We start from the raw sequence: 21,619 nt of genomic DNA, 5'->3' as shown, positions 1-21,619 counted from the left end.
GGCTGTATCTCCCTCACCTCAATCCCAATCCAGCGCGCCCTTGCGCCATTCGTACAAAAAGCCAATGCCCAGCACGGCCAGAAACCCAAGCATGGAAAGAAAGCCAAACAGCCCGATGCGCCCTAGGCTGATCGCCCAGGGAAACAGGAATGCAACTTCCAGATCGAAAATGATGAACAGGATGGCAACCAGATAGAAACGCACATCAAACCGACGGCGTGCATCATCAAATGCTTCAAAACCGCATTCATAAGCTGTCAGTTTTTCAGAATACGGTTTCTGGTGGCCGCTTAGCAGCGCCATACCCAGCATGGCGGCGGCAATAATAACCGACATGCCCCCAAACACGAGAACTGGCGCATAATCACCAAGAACAGACTGCATGGTGTGGTTCCTGCACATGTTTCAAGCCGCAGTGGCTTTTGTTTCATGCAGCAACCCTAGCCCCAACATCCTGCGCACGGATATGCACGAACGCGTTGGGTATGGGGCACTTTCTTGTGAAGGCCGAATTTTAAGGGAGAAATTGAAAGGCCAGAGAATGCTCTGGCAAAAACCACACACAGGCAGCAATGGAACTAAGTCCATTGTGCGTGTGGGTTACCATTTGGGGAAAATGGTGGGCAATGACGGGATCGAACCGCCGACCATCTCGGTGTAAACGAGACGCTCTACCGCTGAGCTAATTGCCCGCACCCTATGTGCCATAAACAGAAAAGGCCGACAACCCCTTCACATGCTTCAAACCGCAATGGCTTTTATTTCATGCAGCAACTCTAACCCCAACATCCTGCGCACGGATATGCACGAACGCGTTGGGTATGGGGCACCTTCTTGCACAGGCCGAATTTTAAGGGAGAAATTGAAAGGCCAGAGAATGCTCTGGCAAAAACCACACACAGGCAGCAATGGAACCAAGTCCATTGTGCGTGTGGGTTAGCATTTGGGAAAAATGGTGGGCAATGACGGGATCGAACCGCCGACCATCTCGGTGTAAACGAGACGCTCTACCGCTGAGCTAATTGCCCGCGCCGTATGTGCCATAAACAGAAAAGGCCGACAACCCCTTTTTTGAGATTGTCGGCCTTTTTCAGAAAAAAATTTTCTGACGGAATTAACCGCTGACGGCATCCTTCAGCGCCTTGCCCGGCTTGAAGCGGACAGAGGTGGAAGCAGGGATATCGATTTCTTCACCCGTACGTGGGTTGCGGCCTTTAGCTGCCTTGCGGGTTGCGGTCACGAATGTGCCAAAACCAACCAGACGTACTTCCTGCTTTGTGGACAGGGCCTTTTCGATCGCACCGAATACGGCATCGACCACTTCACCGGCTTTTGCCTTGGGCAGGTCAACAGCTTCAGCCACTGCTGAAACGAGTTCCTGCTTGTTGAGCGGCTTCTCCATCCTTACGCCTTTCTATTTCTTATATCTGTTCGGAACGGCGGGCGGCCTATTTCGTCCGCCTGTCCGCTACCTGAACGCACTATGAAGCCGTTTTCCGCCACGTCAACCAAGCAAACGCAACTTCGTGGGCTCTTATCCCTTCTATTCAGTGTGGCAACACCGGAAGAGCGGATTCTCCACCAGCTGCTGGCAGTGGATCTGGCACATCTTCCCACTCAATTGGCTGAGGCTGACGCACTAGCGCACGCGCCAGAACTTCATCCACATGAGAGACAGGAACGATTTCCAGTTTCTTCTTCACGTTGTCAGGGATTTCCGTAAGGTCCTTCTCATTTTCCTTGGGAATGAACACTGTACGAATGCCCGCACGCAGGGCCGCAAGCAGCTTTTCTTTCAAGCCACCAATAGCCAGCACACGCCCACGCAAGGTGATTTCACCTGTCATGGCCACATCCCGACGGATAGGAATACCTGTCAGCACGCTTACCAAGGATGTGACCATCGCCACGCCGGCAGAAGGTCCATCTTTGGGAGTCGCACCTTCAGGCACGTGCACATGGAAGCTGCGCTTATCAAACAAGGTGGGCACAATGCCAAAGCTGGTAGCCCGACTCCGAACAAAGGAGAATGCAGCAGAGATGCTCTCCTTCATCACGTCGCCCAGCTTACCGGTTTCAACAATACCGCCCTTGCCCGGCACCATAACGCTTTCAATGGTCAGGATTTCCCCGCCCACCTCAGTCCAGGCCAGACCGGTGACAACACCAACCATGTCTTCTGCTTCGGTTTCCCCGTAGCTGAAGCGACGCACACCTGCGTATTTATCCAGATTCTTGGGGGTAACAGAAACTTTCTTGGCCTTGCCGGTAACAATTTCCTTCACGGCCTTACGGGCAAGCCCTGCAAGTTCACGTTCCAGATTACGCACACCGGCCTCACGCGTGTAATAGCGAATCAGATCCCGCACAGCGTCATCTGTAATCGACCATTCACCCGGCTTGAGATTATGCGCCTGCGTCTGCTTGGAAATAAGGTGGCGTTTGGCAATTTCCACCTTTTCATCTTCCGTGTAACCGGACAGACGAATGATCTCCATACGATCCAGCAGAGGCTGCGGCATGTTCAGGCTATTGGCCGTTGTTACGAACATGACATCAGATAGATCGTAATCCACTTCCAGATAATGATCTGCAAATGTGCTGTTCTGCTCCGGATCCAACACTTCTAGCAGTGCAGATGCCGGATCTCCGCGCCAATCAGCCCCCAGCTTGTCAATTTCATCCAGCAGGAACAGCGGATTCGAGACTTTCGCCTTCTTCATCCCCTGAATGATCTTACCGGGCATGGAGCCAATATATGTGCGCCGATGACCACGGATTTCAGCTTCATCACGCACGCCACCCAATGACATACGCACATAATGCCGTCCCGTTGCCTTGGCGATGGAACGTGCCAGAGACGTTTTACCAACACCCGGAGGACCTACCAGGCACAGAATCGGACCTTTGAGCTTCTGGGACCGACTTTGGACAGCCAGGTATTCCAAAATCCGTTCTTTAACTTTTTCCAGCCCGTAGTGATCTGTATCCAGAATTTTTTCTGCTTCTGTCAGATCATGTTTGACCTTGGTCCGCTTTTTCCACGGAATACTCAGCAGCCAATCCAGATAATTCCGCACCACTGTAGATTCGGCAGACATCATGCTCATGCCGCGCAGCTTTTTCAGCTCCGCTACAGCTTTTTCGTGTGCTTCCTTGGAGAGCTTGGTTTTGGCGATGCGTTCTTCCAGTTCGGATGTTTCATCCTTACCGTCTTCGCCTTCCCCTAGCTCCTTCTGAATCGCCTTGAGCTGTTCGTTCAGATAGTACTCGCGCTGCGTTTTTTCCATCTGGCGTTTAACGCGGTTGCGAATTTTCTTTTCGACCTGAAGAACATCAATTTCTGCCTCAATATGCGCAAAAACCTTTTCCAGCTGCGCCATCACTGTTGGCGCCTCCAGAATTTCCTGCTTTTCCGCAATCTTGAGGTTCAGGTGGCTGGTTACGGTATCCGCCAGCTTTGCCAGATCACTAATCTGGTTCAGAGATACCAGCACCTCAGACGCAATCTTCTTGTTGAGCTTCATATACTGCTCAAACTGAGACACGATAGAACGTCCAAGCGCCTCGGCTTCTGGCCCTTCAGCCGCCTGCTCTGGCATATCCTCAATATCGGCTTCGAAGTGGCCTTCAACCTCGTGCAAGGTTTTTACGCGTACGCGCTTTACCCCTTCCACCAACACCTTCACGGTGCCGTCGGGCAGTTTTAGAAGCTGCAGAATAGTTGAAAGCGTGCCAACCCGATAAATATCATCGGCGGACGGATCATCCTGCGCCGCATCTTTTTGGGCGACCAGCAGAATATGACGGTCATCTTTTGTGACCGTTTCCAACGCTTTTACAGATTTTTCGCGCCCAACAAACAGGGGCACAATCATGTGCGGGAACACCACAATATCGCGCAATGGCAACACAGCTACATGAAGCGGAGCTTTAGCTTCCTGAGCTTCCGGCTCTGCCGCAGCTTCTGCAACTGGTGCGGTTTTGGGCGTGGCTTCTGCTACCACTTCCGGTTTGGTTTTTGTTGCAGTCCGGCGTCTGCGTTTCACTGGTTTTTCGTTATCAGCCATGATGATGACCTCCTGACAAGGACGATCCGGACACGGCACCCGCCTGCGGCATGCCTTGTTCCGTGCAAGAGCCAACGCGATGAAAGCTCCTTAGTCTATCCTTATGTCGTTATTCACAGCGTTTTACACAATGGGACAGTGACAAAAACAGCGCTGGAGCATGTGCCGCCAGCGCTGTTTTGTGAACATTTCCCAACTTAGGCAGATTGTTCTGCCGGGATATCTTTCTTTTTCCCGTAGACATAGACCGGACTGGCCTTGCCTTCCGCAACATCCCGGTTAACCACCACTTCCTCTACATTTTCAAGGCCCGGCAGATCGAACATGGTGGACATCAGGATACTTTCCAGAATGGAGCGTAGCCCGCGTGCACCTGTCTTTCGCACAATAGCGCGATCTGCAATGGCCTTAAGTGCATCATCCGTGAAGTCCAGCTGCACATTTTCCATCTGAAACAAACGCTGATACTGCTTGACCAACGCATTTTTAGGTTCTGTCAGGATCTTGATAAGTGCAGCTTCATCCAGATCACCCAGCGTTGCAATAACTGGCAGACGCCCGATGAATTCTGGAATCAGACCAAACTTCATCAAGTCTTCCGGTTCCACATCGTGCAGGATTTCGCCTGTCTTGCGTTCATCTGGAGCACGCACATCAGCACCAAAGCCAATGTTGGTTCCCTTACCGCGGGCAGAAATAATCTTGTCCAGCCCGGCAAAGGCACCACCACAGATAAACAGCATGTTGGTGGTATCTACCTGCAGGAACTCCTGCTGCGGATGCTTGCGCCCACCCTGCGGAGGCACAGATGCCACAGTGCCTTCCATCAGTTTCAATAGCGCCTGCTGCACACCTTCACCACTAACATCACGCGTGATGGAAGGATTGTCTGACTTTTTGGAAATCTTGTCGATTTCATCAATATAGACAATGCCACGCTGTGCGCGTTCCACATTGTAATCAGACGCCTGCAGCAGCTTGAGAATGATGTTTTCAACATCTTCCCCCACATACCCTGCTTCTGTCAGGGTTGTGGCATCAGCCATTGTAAAAGGCACATCCAGAATACGCGCCAGTGTCTGGGCCAGCAGGGTTTTACCTGAACCAGTGGGGCCAATAAGCAGAATGTTGGATTTTGCAATCTCAACATCACCAGCTTTAGCAACCTGTGTCAGGCGCTTGTAATGGTTATGCACAGCCACAGACAAAACCTTTTTGGCTTCAGCCTGCCCAATGACATAATCATCCAGAACCTTGCAGATTTCCCGCGGTGTAGGCACACCCTCGCGCGATTTAACAAGGGAAGTCTTATTCTCTTCACGGATAATATCCATGCAGAGTTCAACACATTCGTCACAAATGAACACCGTGGGGCCGGCAATCAGCTTGCGAACCTCATGTTGTGACTTTCCACAGAACGAGCAGTAAAGCGTGTTCTTGGAATCACCGGACTTCGTATTCATCAGCCCACTCCCTCGATCATCCCAGGCCCCATCGCACCGAGAGCCGAGTCCCAGAACGTGTATGCCTGCCTTACGGCAGGCGTCTTCCCTATTGTAACAGGAAGATTACTGTACGCCAGATTAAGGATGACTTTTATCCTTCTTGCCTGTTTCTGTCGCCTTATGGTGGCTGATCACCTCATCCACAATCCCGAAGGACTGAGCTTCCTGAGCGGACATGTAGGTATCACGCTCCAACTTCTGCTCAATTTCCTCCAACGTGCGACCTGTATGTTCACGGTAGATTTCATTCAGCTTCTGACGAATGATCAGAATTTCACGCGCCTGAATTTCGATATCACTTGCCTGCCCCTGCGCACCGCCAGAAGGCTGATGCACCATAACGCGGGCATTAGGCAGCGCGAAACGACGCCCTTTTTCTCCCCCAGCCAACAGCAAGGACCCCATAGAGGCTGCCTGCCCGATGCACACCGTGCTTACGGGGCTGCGGATGTACTGCATGGTATCATAAATTGCCAAACCGGCAGAAACCACACCACCCGGGCTGTTGATGTAAAAGGAGATTTCCTTGTTAGGATTCACGCTTTCCAGATACAGAAGCTGCGCGGAAATCAAGGATGCAACCTGATCGTAAACGGGACCAGTCAGGAAGATGATCCGCTCTTGAAGCAGGCGGGAATAGATATCAAACGCCCGCTCACCGCGAGAGGTCTGTTCGACCACCATCGGCACCAGCGCATTGCTGAAAATCTCAACGGGATCACGATCCCTCATACCACTCATTCCCGTATAAAAAACTGAATTAGCCTTTCCTGCCTTCCTGCGCGAACACAAGAAAGCTTAGGCACTCTGGTTCAAGATAGAGATAAAGTGGAAAGATGCCACCCCGGAAAAGAAAAACATGCCCAAAAAGAATGTCCCGCCGGTTCACACTGGCGGGACACGGCCTTTTTCTTATTAGATATTCGCTGGTGGAATATCTGAAAGTTCCTCTGGTGTGACCTCTTTATCGGTCACTTTGGCCAGTTCAATCAGGTAATCGACAACTTTGTTTTCAAAGATCGGCCCCCGGAGAGATTCCGCAGCCTGCGGATTCTTCTGGAAGAATTCGAACACCTGCTTTTCCTGACCAGGGTAGCGCATGGCTTCCGCCCGCACTGCACGGCCCAGTTCATCCGGCGTTACCGTAATGTTGTTCTTACGGCCAATTTCAGCCAGAAGCAGACCCAGCTTTACGCGACGTTCCGCAATTTTGCGGTAATCAGCACGCAGGGTTTCTTCATCTTTGTTCTTGTCTTCATCATCAAGCTGACCGGACTTACGGTCTTCTTCAACGCGTGCCCAGATCTGGTTGAACTCTGCATCCACCATGCCTTCTGGCGCAGTGAAATCAGTTTTCTTTGCCAGTTCATCCAGCAGCTCGCGCTTGATGCGCAGGCGGGAAAGCTGATCATATTCGCCTTCGATCTGCTTGCGAATCAGATCTTTCAGCTGATCAAGGCTTTCAAAGCCCATCTTCTTGGCCAGTTCATCATCAATCGGCGCATCAACTGGCTTCTTGATCTGCTTGGCTTTGATATCGAAGGTTGCTTCCTTGCCTGCCAGCTCGGTTGCGCCGTAATCTTCGGGGAAAGTTACCGTAATAACTTTTTCTTCACCCGGCTTCATGCCTTCGATCTGCTCAGCAAATCCGGGAATAAAGCCTTCGCCGCCGATTTCAACGTTCACATCTTCAGCGGAACCGCCTTCGAAAGGCACACCGTCGCGCTTACCAACGAAGTCGATAGCAACCACATCACCCTTAGCAACGGGGCGAACTTCTTCCACCACTTCAAAGGTACGACCGCGCTTGGCGATATCTTCCAGCACCTTGTTGATGGCTTCATCGCTCACATTTGCCTTCAGGCGTGTCAGCGCAAGGTCAGACAGATCCGGCACAGCAATTTCTGGCAGAATTTCTGCTTCAACCGTGAATTCCAGATCTTTTCCATCATCGGTCTGACCGGAAACCAGATCTACATTAGGCTGACCAACAGGACGAATACCGCGTTCATCAAAAACGTTACGCAGAGCGTCAGATACCGTCTGTTCCAGAACTTCTGCCCACACGCTTTCGCCGTAACGCTGCTTGGCCAGAGAAACAGGCACCTTACCCGGACGGAAGCCCGGCAGGTTCAGGTTTGCTGCAACTTCCTTCAGCCGCGCATCACGCTTGCTGGCAATTTCCGCCGCTGGAACTGTTACGGTAAAACCACGCTTCAGCCCTTCGGAAAGGGTCTCGGTAACCTGCATCGGTCAGGCCTTCCTTTCGGTACAAAACTCAAACACCCGCTACGCAAAGGCCGTCGCGGACCAGGACGGGAGCATGATCGTAAAATAATTGGTACGGGTGGAGGGACTTGAACCCCCACGACTTGCGTCACCAGAACCTAAATCTGGCGTGTCTACCAATTCCACCACACCCGCGCATTAACGTGCTCACCGTCACGAGTTGGGTGGACTTAACTCAAACATTCGCCGACGGCAAGATGCCGATGTGCGAGTTCACCCTCTGTTTCTGCATATGAGCTGCTTTTTCTCGCGCTGCCCCCAGATGAAGGTCCAAATCTTCGGCCACAGGCCACGGCCCGGCCTGCCGCCCAGCTTCCCCGTGCAGCCATACACCTGCACATGCAGCCTCCCACGCAGGCATGCCAGCAGCCAGCAGAGCTGAAATAACACCAGAAAGTGTATCGCCAGAGCCCGCCGTGCCTAATGCAGGGGTTGCATGATTATTGATGGCAAGTCGTCCATCTGGCGCTGCAATCATGGTCGAAGCCCCTTTCAGAACAACCACAGCATTAATTTGCTGAGCCGCCTGCCGGACATACTCTGGCGGGTTACTGCCAATCGGCCCGAATACGCGGGTAAACTCGCCAATATGCGGCGTTATGACCGCAACACCCTTAAGTTTTTCAGGAGCACCAGCAGAGGCACTTAAAGCCCCAGCATCTGCCAGAATATCTTTTCCTGCTGCCAACAATACAGGCAGTGTGGTCTGCACTTCTGCTTCCGTTAGGCCAGGCCCACAAACCCACACACGGCGACGTTTATCTTCCAATAATGCCGTCAACGGCGCGCCATCTATAATAAGGCCGGGCGCACCCAATTTATAAGCTGCGGCACCTGCCCCAGCAGCCACGCGCACCAAACCAGCACCAGCAGCACGTGCGCCCCCCGCACACAAACGCGTTGCGCCCGGCATGGATTCGCCAGCACAGATACTCACCACGCCGCGCGTATATTTATGACTTTCAGGGCCGGGAATCGGCAAATGCCACAAGCCGGGCTCATTCTGCCATGTTGTTGGCGGCACCCGATCAAGCGCAGTTTGCGGGATTCCGATATCCGCCAGAATCAACCGCCCCAGATATTCCCTGCCAGGATACAGCAAATGCCCTGGCTTAAACCGGCAGAATATTACCGTCATGACAGCATGTGGAGCATATCCACGCACCAAGCCTGTCGCGCCATCCACGCCAGATGGCATATCAACAGCAACGATACGCCGCGCGGCTTGCAAAACTTCAACAGGCAAACCAGCAACATCTCTGCTCAGCCCCGCGCCAAATACGGCATCGACCACCAAATCTGCCCTCGCGGATTCCTGCGCAGAAAACGGTACACGAACACCACGGAATCGGGCCGAGGCTTCTGCTGCCGGGCCACCGGGCTTGGGCGCCACCATTTCCGCCACGGCCACAGGCCAGCCTGCATCGTAAAGATGCCGTGCAACTACGTAGCCATCTCCTCCGTTATTACCGGGGCCACACAGCACCAGCACACGGGCTGGCTTTTCATACCGAAGAATAGCGCGGGCCACGGCGCGGCCAGCATTTTCCATCAATACGGAAACAGGCACTGTTTGCGCGGAAATATGGTCAATTTTCCCCATTTCGTCAGGAGAATAAACGCTCAGAAGTGAAGGATATATTGCTGTCATATCGAGCCTCCGCACACAGAGTAGACGATGATCTGTGCAAATATAGCCCCTTGCGCAGCGTCCGTCCCCTTGGCAATCAGGCAGCAGACAAGCGTTGGACGATTACCCCTTCCCCGCCCCGCGCCTTTTTCCTGCATTAACGCCAAGCGGAGTTCAGCATGCCTCATTCCATTCTCTGGAGCCTTGTTCTCACCCTCCACCTTGTCAGCATCATCCTGTGGATCGGTGGTGGCGCTTATGCCGTTATGATTTTGCGCCCCAGCCTGCGCCTGCTGGATGCAACGCAACGCAATTCCGTGCACCTGCAGACACTAGCCCGCTTTTTTAAGGTTTTAACGCACGTTATCCCCACGGCGCTAATTACCGGCTGGCTGCTGATTATTCATGAAGGTGGATTTGCCAATGCCCCGTGGACAACAAACCTCATGCAGCTTTTGGGCATTATCATGGCTGTGCTGTTTGTCATGATGTACACAGGCCCTTACCAGAAAGCCCGGCGCTCTATCCGCCCACAGCCTTCTGTGTTCGACTCCATTCGCTCCCGCGTGCTGCTTATTGTGGCTCTGGGTGTGCTGGCTGTGCTTTCTGCCTGCCTTGGCCATCCTTTTGCCTAAGAAATGCAACACATTCTGGCAAAAACTTGATTTCAGGCCAAAACAGCTTTATCGGAACTAACGCCTGACCGGGTAGATACGTGAATCGGTGCCTCAGTCATTTTGTTGAGGCACCCCGATACGGGCAGGCTCTACAGCCAGTGCTGACAACAGACAGACCTACGGTTCCGAGAGCAGATTGACAGCTAAAACGCCCGCCTCCCCCCGCAAGACAACAACACGTAGCCGCAAAAAAACGGCTACCCCTGCCCCTGTGAGCGCCGCAGACGCTACGGAAGATACAGGCGCAGCAACTGAAGCTCCTGCTGAAAACGCGGTTGTAGCTGAAGCAAAGCCTGCCCCCAAAAAACGTGTTGTAAGACGCCGGAAGCCTAAAGCTGAAAAGGTGGAAAAAACCGAAGAACCAGCCGCAGCTCCGCAAGAAGCAGAAGCAACGCCAGAAGCTGAAACGCCTGCTCCCGTAGCTGCCATAGCTTCTGCTGTTGAAGTTGTTGCGCAAGCCCCTGAAGTTGCGCCTGAGCCACTTCCTGAAAAGCAGACTGCCCCGAAGGCTAAAGCCGAAGAAACGGCTGCACCAGAGCCTGCACCTGTTGAAAAAACAGCCGAAATTACGGTTGAAGCAACAGAAGATACCAAGTCCGTCACATTTGCTGACCTCGAACTGTCCGAGCCGATTTTGCGTGCCATTTCGGACATGGGCTACACGCACCCCACCCCTATTCAGGAACAAGCCATTCCGGCCATTCTGATGGCGCGGGATGTTATGGGCGTTGCACAAACGGGAACAGGTAAAACTGCTTCCTTTACACTGCCCATGCTGGAGATTTTGTCCGATTCGCGGGCGCGGGCACGTATGCCGCGTTCTCTTATTCTGGAACCCACGCGTGAACTGGCGTTGCAGGTTGCAGAAAACTTTGTGAATTACGGCAAATACCTCAAACTCAACCATGCTCTGCTGATTGGCGGGGAAAGCATGGCGGATCAGAAAGAAGTGCTGAACCGTGGTGTGGATGTGCTGATTGCCACCCCCGGCCGCCTGCTTGATCTGTTTGAACGTGGCGGTTTGCTGCTGAACCACACCAGTATTCTGGTGATTGATGAAGCCGACCGTATGCTGGATATGGGCTTCATTCCTGATATTGAAAAAATTGTCGGGCTGTTGCCACCTAACAGGCAGACATTGCTGTTTTCTGCCACTATGGCACCCACCATCCGTAAACTGGCAGACGCGTTCCTGCATTCTCCCAAGCAAATTACGGTTGCCCGGCAATCTTCTGTCGCCACAACCATTACAACCGGCATTGTGGTGGTGGATGAATACAGCAAGCGGGAAACACTCCGCCAGTTGCTGAAAGATCCGGCGCTGCAGAATGCTATTGTATTCTGCAATCGTAAGCGCGATGTGGATATTCTTACCAAATCACTAGTGAAACATGGCTTTTCTGCCGCTGCGTTGCATGGTGATCTGCCGCAATCCGTCCGCTTTTCCACACTGGAAAAGTTCAAGAATGATGAACTAAAAGTGCTTGTGTGCTCCGATGTGGCCGCACGCGGCATTGATATTGGTGGCCTTTCCCACGTCTTCAATTTCGATCTGCCCTTCCATGCGGAAGACTACGTGCACCGAATCGGACGTACTGGCCGCGCAGGGCGTGAAGGCCACGCCTACAGCATTGCAACGCCGTATGATAAGGCGCTGGCAGAAGCCGTTGAGAATCTGACAGGCAAAGAAATTCCGCGCATGGCGCTGGATGGTGTGAAGCAGCTTGAATGGTCTGATGAAAAACGGCCACCAGCAGGGCGCAGCCGTAAACCCCGCACACCTCAGCGGGAACGCGAGAACCCAGCGCCTGTGGCGCGTGAACAGCAGCCTGAAACCAAGCCCCAGCAGCAGGCAGCACGCCCAGAACGTCAGCCCACACGCAACACGCGTTACCAGCGGGATGAAATTCCTCCCGCACCCGGTGGTGACGTGCAAGGCTTTGGCGATATGGTGCCAGCATTCATGCTGCTGCCTCGGCGGAGTTCTGTAAGACCTGCCTCACCGGGAACAGACGCTGCGGCTGAACATGCTGTAGATGCACAGTCCTGAACACGTCTGTGACTGAAACCTACGATACGGACGTTCTTTATCTGGCAACGCAAGGTGATGGGGCCGTGCGTACGCCAGATGGGCGTATGGCCTACATTCCAGAAACCCTTGCTGGTGAGCGTGTTCGTCTGACAAAAAGTTCAGATGGAAAATGGCCGCTTGTTGAGGTGCTTCAGCCTGCACCAGAACGGCAAACACCACCCTGCTCCTTGTTTGAACATTGCGGTGGTTGCACGCTCCAGCATGTAAAGCCTGCTGCTATTTTGCAGTGGAAAGCGGCTACTGTTCAGCACGCTTTGCAAAAGGCAGGTTTTACCAATCTGCCAGTATTTTCTGCCAAGCAGGTACAGCCTCATTCACGCCGCAGAGCAGATCTGGCTGTAAGACGCCAGCCTGATGGCATTATTATTGGGCTTCATGCACGCAACAGCCACGCGGTTACAGATCTTACGAGCTGCGTTGTATTGCACCCCGATATTCTGGCTGCCCTGCCCGCTTTTCGGGCCACGCTCCGCAGCTTAAATGCCATTCGGCGCGAAGCCAATTTGCATATCAATTTGCTGGATTCCGGGCTGGATGTTCTGTTGCAAACGGATGGGCCTCTAACTGCACCAGATCGTGTCCGTTTAGCGCAATTAGCTACAGAGCAGCATATTCCTCGCATCAGTTGGCAGCTGATCAAAGATACAGGGTTGCCGGAAGTTGCGGCACAATCGGGCTCTGTTGTTCAGACAATCGCTTCTCACCAGATTACGCCGCCTGCCGGAACTTTTTTCCAGGCAACGCGTGAGAGCGAAATATATATTCAAGATGCCGTTGTAAAAAGCCTGCCGACCAAGCTGAACCGTCGGGATATTATTACCGAGCTTTATGCTGGCTGCGGCACCCTTACCTTCCCGCTAGCAGAACGTGCCCGCGTAAACGCTTACGAAGGTTATGCTCCTGCCCTAGACGCCTTAAAAAAGGCGACTGGCGGCACACGTATCAGCGCATTCTGCCGAGATCTGAACCACCAGCCTCTTCTAGCTAAGGAAATAGCAGCCTCTGCTGTGGTTGTGCTGGATCCGCCACATGCAGGGGCAAAGCTGCAAATGCGCCAGATTGCGCAAGGGTTACCCAACCACATTGTTTACGTAAGCTGTAATCCCGCAGCCTTGGCGCAGGATGCAAGCCTGCTGGCCAAAGCCGGATATACGGTGGAAAATGTAACGGTAATTGACCAGTTTTTATGGTCTGCAGAAATTGAAGCTGTTTGCAGCTTTAAACGTGAAAGCTCTCGCCGCAGCCGCAACGGCCTTTCTCGTTAGGGTTAGCAAACACAAACCCTGCTTCCAGATCACCCTCCTGATAATCCATTTCAGAACCAATCAGGTAAAGCGTGGCTTTGCGATCCACCAGCAGGGTTACGCCGTGGTCTTTCACCACTTCGTCCCCTTCACCCGGCGCATCCACAAACTGCATGTCATATGCTTTGCCAGAGCAGCCTTTGGTGCTGACAGAAATGCGTAGCAACTGGCCTGCATGTGCTGTGGCATACAAATGCTGCAACCGATCTGCCGCAGCCTGAGACACCCGCATAAGAGGAGGAAGCCCCCGCTTTACGGGAGCCGCAGCCGTTTTCTGAGACATTTTATACCCTCACCTGAGTTTGCGGTTCAGAACATGTTCAGCGCAAGACGGGCTTCATCACTCATACGCGACATATCCCACGGCGGATCCCACACCACTTCTACTTCGGCAGATTTCACGCCCGGCACTTTTTCTACTGCTTCCTTCACCTGCACAGGCAGTTCCTGCGCACTGGGGCAGTTGGGGGCTGTTAGTGTCATTTCAATACGTACGCGGCCATCATCATACAGATCAATCGCGTAAATCAGGCCGAGTTCGTAAATGTTTACCGGAATTTCCGGGTCATGCACTGTGGCAATCGCCTCAATAACCGCATCTTCCGAAACAGCACCGGCAGCTGGAGGCTTGGCAGATTGTTCTGCCCCTTCATCCGGTGTCCAGCTTTCTACTTTTCCGGCTTCATCTCCGGCAGGCGCATGGTCAGCATGCAGCACATCGGCAGAAGCCTCTGCTGTTTTAGCTTCCTTTTCTACCTCTGGCAGAACGGGAGCATGCACGTCTTCAGACGTCGGCATGAGAAAGCGCCTCCTTTAACGCAATCCAAGGCAGTTCGGCACATCGTATCCGTGCCTTGTGAGACCGCAGAGGCTGGAAAACCTCTAACGGCCCTAATGAAGTATCAGCCGTTGCTGCAGGAGAAGCTTCCCCCACCAGCATGGCAGAAAACCGACCAGATAAGCTGACAGCTTGCGCAACATCCAAACCAGAAACCTGCTGCGCCATTAAATCAGCCGCTGCTGCGCAAATGGCGCACCCTCGTGTGGTATGGCGCACGCTTTGGATATGGGTTGCATCTAACGCGATATCCACCCGTGTTTTATCCCCACACATGGGGTTTTTGCCTTCACCCTGTACGGAAGGTGCTTCCAGCTTGCCTGCGTATTGTGGAGCGCGTGCACGCTCTACAATCACACGGTCATACAGGGCATCAGAATCCGGCACGGTTTGTGTCACACAAAAAATTCCCGGATACGCACCAGCGTATCGGCAAGTGCATCTATTTCTTCCTGCACGGTATAAATACCAAAGCTGGCGCGTGCTGTGGCGGTTAAACCCAAGCGGCGCATAAGCGGTTCTGCACAATGGTGGCCCGCACGCACGGCAATACCGTTACGGTCCAGCAAAGTAGCAATATCGTGCGGGTGCACATCTGCCATGGTGAAGGAAATAACGCCGCCGCGCTCTTTGGGGTGCCCAACTACGTTTAGCCCCGGCACTGTTGCCAGACGCTCCAGCGCATAGGTCGTCAAAGCCTGTTCATGTGCCGCAATGGCATCAAAACCAAACTTTTCCACCCATTCAATGGCAGCACCCAAGCCAATAGCTTCTACAATTGCAGGAGTACCCGCTTCAAACTTATGCGGAACATTGGCCCACGTGGATTTTTCAAACGTCACGGTGGAGATCATATCTCCCCCGCCCATGAACGGCGGCATATCTTCGAGCAGTGCGCGCCGCGCCCACAAAACGCCAATGCCGGTTGGGCCATACAGCTTATGCCCGGTAAAGGTGTAAAAATCCGCCCCCAGAGCCTGCACATCGGTGCGATGATGCACGACGGCCTGGCTCCCATCAAACAGCACCAGCGCTCCAGCTGCATGCGCCATATCGGCAATTTGGCGCGCAGGCGTAATGGTGCCCAGCACGTTGGACATATGGGTGATGGCAACAAGGGCCACTTTGCCATCAGACAAAAGCTGGCCGAACGCTTCCATATCCAGATCACCGGCATCAGTAATCGGGGCTATGCGCAGCTCAATACCCATACGGTCACGCAGCATCTGCCATGGCACCAGATTGGCGTGGTGTTCCATTTCGGAAATAACCACAGCCTGCCCCGGCGTAAGCAAAGAGCCAAAGGAATACGCAACCAGATTGATGGCTTCTGTGCTGTTACGGGTGAAAACAATTTCTTCCCGCGAAGGTGCGTTCAAAAAGCCCGCAACCTGATCTCGTACAGCTTCGTAAGTCTCGGTCGCACGTTCACTCAGCCAATACAGACCGCGGTGAATGTTGGCATACTGATGGTGCATGGTGTGCACCATGGCATTGATAACAGCATCCGGCTTTTGGGCCGAAGCAGCGCTATCCAGAAACACCAACGGGCGATCGTGCACTTTTTCGGACAGAATAGGAAACTGCTTACGAATAGCAGCCAGATCCAGCCCGGATGTGTCTGTAATAGAAGGATGAGACATTACGCGGCCTTCCTTTCAGCAGAAAAACGGATTGCCAGCATGGCGCGGCAGTATTCCTGCGCCGTTTCATCTTCAATCAGAGAAAGAGCTTCATCCAGAAACGCTGCAATCAGGATATGGCGGGCCTGTGCCTCTGGCACACCACGGCTGCGCATATAAAACAGTTGATCATCATCCAGCGCACCCACGGTTGCCCCATGGCTGCAACGCACGTCATCCGCGTAGATTTCAAGTTCAGGCTTTGCATCAATTTCTGCGTTTTCAGAAAGCAGCAATGCCTGATTCATCTGGTAGCCATCGGTTTTCTGGGCAACCTGCTCAACCAGCACCTTGCCTTGGAAAACACCCCGCGCATGACCATCCAGCACATTCCTTACAGTCTGGCGGGAAATGCAGTCCGAAGCAGCATGAGTGATGACGCTGGTAATATCCCCTACCTGATGTTCCGCAAGGTTTTGCGCACCATTCACATGCAACTGAGCATGTGGCGCATTCAAGCGCGCATGCACTTCATGCCGAGACAACAGGCTACCCAAACCAAGGGCAAAGCTATTGTAAACACCATGCCCAGCAACCTGCACATAGGTTGTTGCCAGCGCTATGGCCTGCGGGCCTTCGGTCTGCAAAGTGGTATGGTAGAGTTTGGCGCGTTCCCCCACAGTTACTTCCGTAACCGGATTATGGAAATACGGCCCAACACCAGCGCTGAGTGACAGCAAGGAAAGATGCGCCCCTTCTTCCAGCACCACGCTATGGCGTGGATGGAAAGAAATTGCAGTATCCCCGGCAACACCCAAGGAGATCAGGAGCACACGCCCTGCATCCGCACCTTTGGCAACGTGCAATATCGCCCCATCATCCACCAGAGCCGTGTTCAGCGCGACAAGAGGATCTCTGTCCGGGCTGGCCTGCACATCTGATGTCAGGCTCTTTTGGTTGAAAAAGGAAACATCCACACCTTCAGGCAGAAGGCTAAGGTCTTTTACATACCGGCCATTTACAAACACAATGCGCGGCAGAGACTGCACGGCATCATGCTGGCTAAGCAGGTTATCCAGCAGGCTTTTTGCCTGCGCTGCATCATATTGCGCTGGTGGGGCCTGAAACTCCTGCGCCGACAACGGGCGCAGGCTGGTATATTTCCATGCCTCTACATGCCTGTCTGGCAGGCCGGTTCTGAGCAGTGCGCCAATGGCTGCTTGCCGCTCTGCCCCCTCAACATCGTTCAGGCGTTGCGCGAACGAAGACAGAGGGCCACTCATATCTTTGCTGATCGCGTTCACGCCGCCTCCGCCAGAAACTTGGTGTAGCCTTCCTGATCAATTCTCTTGGCCAGTTCTGGCCCACCAGACAAAATGATCCGCCCTTTGGCCATAACGTGAATGCGGTCTGGCACCAGATAATCCAGCAGCTTCTGGTGATGCGTAATAACCAGAGCAGAGAAATCTGGTGAGCGCAGACGGTTCACCCCCTCCGCCACAATACGCAGGGCATCCACGTCCAGCCCACTATCGGTTTCATCCAGAATGGCAAAGGAAGGCTGCAGAAGTGTCATCTGCAACACTTCATTGCGCTTCTTTTCACCGCCAGAGAAACCGACATTGACGTTACGCTTGAGCATATCCGGCGCCATGGAGAGAGACTTGGCTGCCTCACGCGCCATTTTCAGGAACGCAACAGCATCCAGTTCTTCCAGCCCACGGGCGCGACGCACGGCATTAACCGCCGTGCGCAGGAAGTTGGCGTTATTTACACCCGGCAATTCAATAGGAGACTGGAAGGCCAGAAACAGGCCAGCCGCAGCACGTTCTTCCGGCTCCATAGCCAGCAGATCCTGCCCCTTGAAGGTGACAGAACCAGCCGTGACTTCATAATCCTCACGCCCGGCCAGAACATAGGAAAGGGTGGATTTGCCGCACCCGTTTGGCCCCATAATGGCATGCACTTCACCCAGTGGGATGGTGAGATCCACACCACGGAGGATCTGCTTTTCCTGCCCATCGGCATCAATCCGGGCGCACAGACCGGAAATTTCCAAAAACTGGCTCATGTTCTGTACTCCCTTAACCTACGCTGCCTTCAAGGCTGATCTGCAACAGTTTCTGTGCTTCCACAGCAAATTCCATGGGCAGTTCCTTAAGAACATCCCGGCAGAAACCGTTTACAATCAGCCCAACCGCGTCTTCTTCAGACAGGCCGCGCTGGCGACAATAAAAAAGCTGATCTTCTGAAATCTTGGATGTTGTGGCTTCGTGCTCAATACGCGCTGCCATGTTCCGGCTTTCGATATACGGCACAGTATGCGCGCCGCATTCATCACCAATCAGCAAACTATCGCACTGAGTGAAGTTACGTGCGCCAGAAGCCTTGGGCTGCACGCGCACCAGACCGCGATATGTGCTGTCTGACCGCCCTGCACTGATTGTTTTGGCAATGATAGTAGAACGGGTATTACGCCCGATATGGATCATCTTCGTGCCTGTATCTGCCTGCTGGCAGTTGTTGGTAACAGCCACGGAATAGAATTCACCCACAGATCCATCACCCTGCAGAATGCAGGATGGATACTTCCATGTAATGGCAGAACCTGTTTCCACCTGTGTCCAGGAAATTTTGGAGCGTGCCCCACGGCATGCGCCACGCTTGGTCACAAAGTTGTAAATACCGCCGCGCCCTTCGGAATCACCGGGGTACCAGTTCTGCACCGTAGAGTATTTGATGGAGGCATCTTCCATCGCCACCAGTTCTACCACTGCGGCATGAAGCTGGTTTTCATCCCGCATGGGGGCTGTGCAGCCTTCTAGATAGGAAACCGAAGCTCCATCTTCCACCACAATCAGGGTGCGTTCAAACTGCCCTGTGTTGCGCGCATTGATACGGAAATACGTGGAAAGCTCCATTGGGCAACGCACCCCTTTGGGCACGTAAACAAAGGAACCATCTGTAAACACGGCAGAGTTCAGTGCGGCATAAAAGTTATCTGCCACCGGCACCACGCTGCCGAGATATTTCCGCACCAGCTCAGGGTGTTCCTGCACGGCTTCAGAAATCGGGCAGAAGATCACGCCTGCTTCTTCCAGCGTTTTGCGGAAGGTGGTGACAACAGAAACACTGTCAAACACCGCATCTACAGCAACGGGCGGCCGCGCTGTTTCACCTTCGGGCAATTCCACACCAGCCAGCAGAGCCTGCTCATGCAGGGGAATACCCAATTTTTCGTAGGTTCTCAGAAGTTCCGGATCAACCTCATCCAGAGATTTCGGGCCTTCTTTCTTGCGCGGGGCAGCATAGTAATGCGCATCCTGATAATCAATCGGCGGGTAAGAAACCTTGGCCCACGTAGGTTCCTTCATAGACTGCCATTTGCGGAACGCCGTCAGCCGCCATTCCAGAAGCCATTCAGGTTCGTTCTTACGCGCAGAAATCAGGCGTACGATGTCCTCATTCAACCCTTTCGGGGCGAGGTCCATCTGAATATCTGTTTCAAAACCCCACTTGTAGGTGGACTGGCCGAGCTTTTCGACCGCTTCGCGGGTTTCAGTAACTGCCGGCATGGTTCAGATCCCCTCACGTGGCATAGCAGCGCTGGGCTGCACATTGGATCGTGGCATGTTTGAAAAACACGATGCCTTGCTGCGCATGCTTTCCAAGGAAATACCCTCCAACGTGGTTCGTATGGCCTGATTGATGGTATCCCAGCTGCCACACAGACCACACGACACGCCGGTATCACACTCTCCGCTATCTACACAGGCTGTGAGCGCAATCTTGCCATCTACGGCTGTAATAACACTGGCTACAGAAATATCTACCAACGGTCTGGCAAGGCGGTATCCGCCCTTTGCCCCACGCTGGGAAAGCACAAACCCATGCGCAGAGAGCACCTTGAGCACCTTGGCCACCGTTGGCTCTGGCACCCCTGTAATGGCTGCAAGTGTTGGAGACGTAACAACGCCTGCCTGTTCACCCAGTTTCACCAAGATGACGATTGCATAATCCGCCAGGCGGGAAAGTTTCAGCATTATCTGCCCTTGACCCAATTAAAGACCTGAGCGGTCCTGTTTCGGATACATGGCGACACACTGCTCTTGCGTCAACCCAAAACAAGCAGACAAAAACATCCATCGCAAACGTGATCGGCCGCCCTACTGTGCGTTCAGCCCAAACAGAAGCCGCAATACGGCAAACAGCAATGCCCCCACCCCAAAGCCGACAAGGGTGCCATTAAACCGGATAAACTGCAGGTCCTTACCAACCCGAAGCTCCAGTTTTTCAGCTATTTCAACAGCATTCCAGCTTGAAACCACGCGCGCAATAAACTCTGCCATACGTTCCCGCATGAAGGGGAGCATCTTTAGAACCGTGCGGTTTACGCTATCCATAATCCGCTGCCGCATGTTCTGATCATAGCGCATCTGGGCAGCCATGCGTTCAAGTGCATCCTGCACCACAGATGCAATGCGCCCTTCCGGGTCTTCCACATCTGCTTCCACTATACGGCGGAAGCGCTGCCAGATATCTCCCCACCAGCCCACAACACTTTCATGAGAGAGCACGCCCATGATGGTTTGAGAAAACTCTTTGCCCTTTTCCGGGTCTGTTTCTATGCGGTCAATCTGGCCACGCACCCAACTGGTAAAGCCTTCACGGATGCTGGAGTTCTGTGGATCGATTCGCTCAAGTTCCTTGGCTGCTGCCAACAGAACCTTGGTAGCAATGGAACCACCTATGGCCCACCCGAGCAAACGCCCACCCTGCTCACGCACGCGTTCTTCAATCATCTGGCGCAATGCGCCTTCCTTGGATTGTAACGCATCTTTGATCTGCTCAAGCAGGAAGGAGAGCACTTCCTGATGCTTATCATCATCCACAAGGCTACGCAGGGCCCGCGCGATAATAGGCGCCAGATTACTGCCCCCCAATAGCTTGGGCATAACACGGGCAACTGCATTACTGGCGCGGCCATCTTCCAGCCTGTCCAGCATCTGCGGCAAGGAGCGTGTGATTGATTTTACCAAGGCATCCCGCGTGCCGGGGTCATCCAGCATATCCGCCAGAAAAGCTGGCAGATCCACCTGCCCCAATACACGCTCAACTTCCTTTTGGGTAAACACCTGCCCAGCAACAAACCGCCCCAGCGCCCGGCCAAGCCTATCCTTTTGCGCGGGCAGAATAGCAGTATGCGGGATAGGAAGCCCCATAGGCCTACGAAACAGCGCAACCACGGCAAACCAGTCTGCTAAGCCGCCTACAACACCGGCACGCGCTCCGGCACGCAGCATTTCCAGCCAGAATCCATCCCTCACCCAGCCGGCTGCGGGTGCTGCGTAACCCAGCACCGTTACCCCAGCCATAAGGCCAACCAGCCCCGTAGCTGCATTCTTGTATCGCCGCAGTGTCTGGCGGGCAGCGAAATCCGCGTCCTGATGAGGATGAGATGTCATAACTCACTCAATAGCACTGTGCGCAAACACCCCCAAGAGTGCGTGAGCTGGTTGCATACAAAACATAGACGTGAAAAGTTGTTCATCACTCTCTTCAAGCTATTTCGTTGTTATTTCGATTCATTCC

The 21,619-nt window shown here is 53.4% G+C and carries 19 protein-coding genes and 3 tRNA genes; 3 read left to right on the top strand and 19 right to left on the bottom strand.

Features of this window, described 5'->3' with window-relative positions; all coding sequences use genetic code 11:
- Positions 1 to 18 precede the first annotated feature (18 nt).
- The 10 genes from ndhC to QQM41_RS10905 all read right to left on the bottom strand — a co-directional run bounded on the left by ndhC (position 19) and on the right by QQM41_RS10905 (position 9,515).
- On the bottom strand, positions 19 to 384 hold the full coding sequence (gene ndhC, locus QQM41_RS10950; RefSeq protein WP_003630526.1) for an NADH-quinone oxidoreductase subunit A: 366 nt from the start codon (positions 382 to 384) through the stop codon (positions 19 to 21).
- A 233-nt stretch (positions 385 to 617) separates the two neighbouring features.
- Positions 618 to 692: transfer RNA gene (locus QQM41_RS10945), tRNA-Val, on the bottom strand.
- 261 nt (positions 693 to 953) lie between these two features.
- A tRNA-Val gene (locus tag QQM41_RS10940) sits at positions 954 to 1,028 on the bottom strand.
- Between the two features lie 86 nt (positions 1,029 to 1,114).
- The gene (locus QQM41_RS10935; RefSeq protein WP_003624117.1) at positions 1,115 to 1,402 is read right to left on the bottom strand and encodes an HU family DNA-binding protein; all 288 of its coding nucleotides are present in this window, start codon (positions 1,400 to 1,402) and stop codon (positions 1,115 to 1,117) included.
- Between the two features lie 145 nt (positions 1,403 to 1,547).
- Positions 1,548 to 4,070: an endopeptidase La gene (gene lon, locus QQM41_RS10930; RefSeq protein ID WP_339077129.1), complete on the bottom strand. Its 2,523-nt coding sequence runs from the start codon at positions 4,068 to 4,070 to the stop codon at positions 1,548 to 1,550.
- Positions 4,071 to 4,267: 197 nt separating this feature from the next.
- Entirely contained in the window at positions 4,268 to 5,533 is a 1,266-nt protein-coding gene (gene clpX, locus QQM41_RS10925; RefSeq protein WP_050820069.1) for an ATP-dependent Clp protease ATP-binding subunit ClpX, read from the bottom strand.
- Between the two features lie 120 nt (positions 5,534 to 5,653).
- Positions 5,654 to 6,316: an ATP-dependent Clp protease proteolytic subunit gene (locus QQM41_RS10920; RefSeq protein WP_014456951.1), complete on the bottom strand. Its 663-nt coding sequence runs from the start codon at positions 6,314 to 6,316 to the stop codon at positions 5,654 to 5,656.
- A gap of 174 nt (positions 6,317 to 6,490) precedes the next feature.
- Complete coding sequence (gene tig / locus QQM41_RS10915) at positions 6,491 to 7,825, bottom strand: trigger factor (protein ID WP_339077128.1); 1,335 nt, start codon at positions 7,823 to 7,825, stop codon at positions 6,491 to 6,493.
- Positions 7,826 to 7,914: 89 nt separating this feature from the next.
- Positions 7,915 to 7,999 (bottom strand) — tRNA-Leu (locus tag QQM41_RS10910).
- 40 nt (positions 8,000 to 8,039) lie between these two features.
- On the bottom strand, positions 8,040 to 9,515 hold the full coding sequence (locus tag QQM41_RS10905; protein WP_339077127.1) for an NAD(P)H-hydrate dehydratase: 1,476 nt from the start codon (positions 9,513 to 9,515) through the stop codon (positions 8,040 to 8,042).
- Between the two features lie 158 nt (positions 9,516 to 9,673).
- Between QQM41_RS10905 and QQM41_RS10900 the strand changes: the two genes are divergently transcribed.
- The 3 genes from QQM41_RS10900 (at position 9,674) to QQM41_RS10890 (ending at position 13,528) form a co-directional block, all read left to right on the top strand.
- A complete protein-coding gene (locus tag QQM41_RS10900; protein ID WP_050820072.1) occupies positions 9,674 to 10,129 on the top strand; it encodes a hypothetical protein in 456 nt (151 codons plus the stop codon).
- A gap of 178 nt (positions 10,130 to 10,307) precedes the next feature.
- Positions 10,308 to 12,221 carry a DEAD/DEAH box helicase gene (locus QQM41_RS10895; RefSeq protein ID WP_339077126.1) on the top strand — a complete coding sequence of 638 codons (1,914 nt, stop codon included), beginning with the start codon at positions 10,308 to 10,310 and terminating at the stop codon, positions 12,219 to 12,221.
- Between the two features lie 8 nt (positions 12,222 to 12,229).
- Positions 12,230 to 13,528: a 23S rRNA methyltransferase gene (locus QQM41_RS10890; protein WP_339077125.1), complete on the top strand. Its 1,299-nt coding sequence runs from the start codon at positions 12,230 to 12,232 to the stop codon at positions 13,526 to 13,528.
- On the opposite strand, the gene QQM41_RS10885 is transcribed toward QQM41_RS10890, so the two are convergent.
- From QQM41_RS10885 to QQM41_RS10845, 9 genes are all read right to left on the bottom strand, one after another.
- Positions 13,482 to 13,850, bottom strand: coding sequence for an iron-sulfur cluster assembly accessory protein (locus tag QQM41_RS10885; RefSeq protein WP_339077124.1), 369 nt, complete (start codon positions 13,848 to 13,850; stop codon positions 13,482 to 13,484). The genes QQM41_RS10890 and QQM41_RS10885 overlap by 47 nt on opposite strands.
- A 26-nt stretch (positions 13,851 to 13,876) precedes the next feature.
- Positions 13,877 to 14,365, bottom strand: a complete 489-nt coding sequence (locus tag QQM41_RS10880) for an SUF system Fe-S cluster assembly protein (protein ID WP_003624097.1) — start codon at positions 14,363 to 14,365, stop codon at positions 13,877 to 13,879.
- The gene (sufU, locus tag QQM41_RS10875) at positions 14,352 to 14,804 is read right to left on the bottom strand and encodes a Fe-S cluster assembly sulfur transfer protein SufU (protein ID WP_050820076.1); all 453 of its coding nucleotides are present in this window, start codon (positions 14,802 to 14,804) and stop codon (positions 14,352 to 14,354) included. Before sufU ends, QQM41_RS10880 begins: the two co-directional genes overlap by 14 nt.
- Positions 14,801 to 16,048, bottom strand: a complete 1,248-nt coding sequence (locus QQM41_RS10870) for a cysteine desulfurase (RefSeq protein WP_339077123.1) — start codon at positions 16,046 to 16,048, stop codon at positions 14,801 to 14,803. Before QQM41_RS10870 ends, sufU begins: the two co-directional genes overlap by 4 nt.
- Positions 16,048 to 17,310, bottom strand: coding sequence for a Fe-S cluster assembly protein SufD (gene sufD / locus QQM41_RS10865; RefSeq protein ID WP_339078105.1), 1,263 nt, complete (start codon positions 17,308 to 17,310; stop codon positions 16,048 to 16,050). The genes QQM41_RS10870 and sufD overlap by 1 nt, the downstream gene beginning before the upstream one ends.
- A 17-nt stretch (positions 17,311 to 17,327) precedes the next feature.
- Positions 17,328 to 18,098 (bottom strand): Fe-S cluster assembly ATPase SufC, encoded by a 771-nt coding sequence (gene sufC, locus QQM41_RS10860; RefSeq protein WP_339077122.1) that lies wholly within the window; start codon positions 18,096 to 18,098, stop codon positions 17,328 to 17,330.
- Positions 18,099 to 18,111: 13 nt separating this feature from the next.
- A complete protein-coding gene (sufB, locus tag QQM41_RS10855) occupies positions 18,112 to 19,602 on the bottom strand; it encodes a Fe-S cluster assembly protein SufB (protein ID WP_019088378.1) in 1,491 nt (496 codons plus the stop codon).
- 3 nt (positions 19,603 to 19,605) lie between these two features.
- On the bottom strand, positions 19,606 to 20,070 hold the full coding sequence (locus QQM41_RS10850; RefSeq protein ID WP_339077121.1) for an SUF system Fe-S cluster assembly regulator: 465 nt from the start codon (positions 20,068 to 20,070) through the stop codon (positions 19,606 to 19,608).
- A gap of 123 nt (positions 20,071 to 20,193) precedes the next feature.
- Positions 20,194 to 21,492: a DUF445 domain-containing protein gene (locus QQM41_RS10845; protein WP_339077120.1), complete on the bottom strand. Its 1,299-nt coding sequence runs from the start codon at positions 21,490 to 21,492 to the stop codon at positions 20,194 to 20,196.
- Between the last annotated feature and the right edge of the window lie 127 nt (positions 21,493 to 21,619).

This window comes from Acetobacter sp. AC2005, from assembly GCF_037901235.1.
Taxonomy (GTDB): Bacteria; Pseudomonadota; Alphaproteobacteria; order Acetobacterales; family Acetobacteraceae; genus Acetobacter; species Acetobacter oryzoeni.
This window is presented reverse-complemented; position numbering and strand designations above follow the sequence as displayed.

What these genes read in the sequence shown, in the direction of transcription:
- QQM41_RS10885 (WP_339077124.1), bottom strand. Translation starts at nt 13,850, where the DNA reads ATGTCTCAGAAAACGGCTGCGGCTCCCGTAAAGCGGGGGCTTCCTCCT.
- QQM41_RS10845 (WP_339077120.1), bottom strand. Translation starts at nt 21,492, where the DNA reads ATGACATCTCATCCTCATCAGGACGCGGATTTCGCTGCCCGCCAGACA.
- sufB (WP_019088378.1), bottom strand. Translation starts at nt 19,602, where the DNA reads ATGCCGGCAGTTACTGAAACCCGCGAAGCGGTCGAAAAGCTCGGCCAG.
- clpX (WP_050820069.1), bottom strand. Translation starts at nt 5,533, where the DNA reads ATGAATACGAAGTCCGGTGATTCCAAGAACACGCTTTACTGCTCGTTC.
- QQM41_RS10870 (WP_339077123.1), bottom strand. Translation starts at nt 16,048, where the DNA reads ATGTCTCATCCTTCTATTACAGACACATCCGGGCTGGATCTGGCTGCT.
- QQM41_RS10880 (WP_003624097.1), bottom strand. Translation starts at nt 14,365, where the DNA reads ATGCCGACGTCTGAAGACGTGCATGCTCCCGTTCTGCCAGAGGTAGAA.
- QQM41_RS10850 (WP_339077121.1), bottom strand. Translation starts at nt 20,070, where the DNA reads ATGCTGAAACTTTCCCGCCTGGCGGATTATGCAATCGTCATCTTGGTG.
- ndhC (WP_003630526.1), bottom strand. Translation starts at nt 384, where the DNA reads ATGCAGTCTGTTCTTGGTGATTATGCGCCAGTTCTCGTGTTTGGGGGC.
- lon (WP_339077129.1), bottom strand. Translation starts at nt 4,070, where the DNA reads ATGGCTGATAACGAAAAACCAGTGAAACGCAGACGCCGGACTGCAACA.
- QQM41_RS10900 (WP_050820072.1), top strand. Translation starts at nt 9,674, where the DNA reads ATGCCTCATTCCATTCTCTGGAGCCTTGTTCTCACCCTCCACCTTGTC.
- QQM41_RS10935 (WP_003624117.1), bottom strand. Translation starts at nt 1,402, where the DNA reads ATGGAGAAGCCGCTCAACAAGCAGGAACTCGTTTCAGCAGTGGCTGAA.
- sufC (WP_339077122.1), bottom strand. Translation starts at nt 18,098, where the DNA reads ATGAGCCAGTTTTTGGAAATTTCCGGTCTGTGCGCCCGGATTGATGCC.
- tig (WP_339077128.1), bottom strand. Translation starts at nt 7,825, where the DNA reads ATGCAGGTTACCGAGACCCTTTCCGAAGGGCTGAAGCGTGGTTTTACC.
- sufD (WP_339078105.1), bottom strand. Translation starts at nt 17,310, where the DNA reads ATGAGTGGCCCTCTGTCTTCGTTCGCGCAACGCCTGAACGATGTTGAG.
- QQM41_RS10905 (WP_339077127.1), bottom strand. Translation starts at nt 9,515, where the DNA reads ATGACAGCAATATATCCTTCACTTCTGAGCGTTTATTCTCCTGACGAA.
- QQM41_RS10920 (WP_014456951.1), bottom strand. Translation starts at nt 6,316, where the DNA reads ATGAGTGGTATGAGGGATCGTGATCCCGTTGAGATTTTCAGCAATGCG.